General features: G+C 72.3%; 1 protein-coding gene. It reads right to left on the bottom strand.

Going from position 1 to position 343, the window contains the following annotated elements:
- A partial coding sequence (locus ACLBX8_RS31685) for a biotin/lipoyl-binding protein (RefSeq protein ID WP_447716413.1) occupies positions 1-343 on the bottom strand: 343 nt, incomplete at both ends.

Below are 343 nucleotides of genomic sequence, written 5' to 3' on the forward strand. Positions count from 1 at the left end.
CCGGGCATTGCGCGCCGCGATCTCCCACAGGCTCTTGGTGACGCTGTCGTAGGTGGCCTTGGCGGTGGTCGCGTCCAGGCGGGCCAGCAGGTCGCCCGCCTGGACGCGCGCGCCCTCCTGAACCGGCAGTTCGGCGACGACGCCGCCGGTCGGATGCTGGACCTTCTTGATGTTGCTCTCGACCACCAGCGAGCCCGTGGCGATGATGGCGCCGGACAATTCCGTCGCCGCCGTCCAGGCCCCCGCGCCCGTGGCGACCACGATCACGGCGGCAACGCCGGCGACGTGCCGCCGCAAGGAGCGGCGCGTCTCGTAAGTCGGATCCGTAGCCGGCCCGTCAGGC

The organism is Methylobacterium sp. D48H, assembly GCF_053345715.1.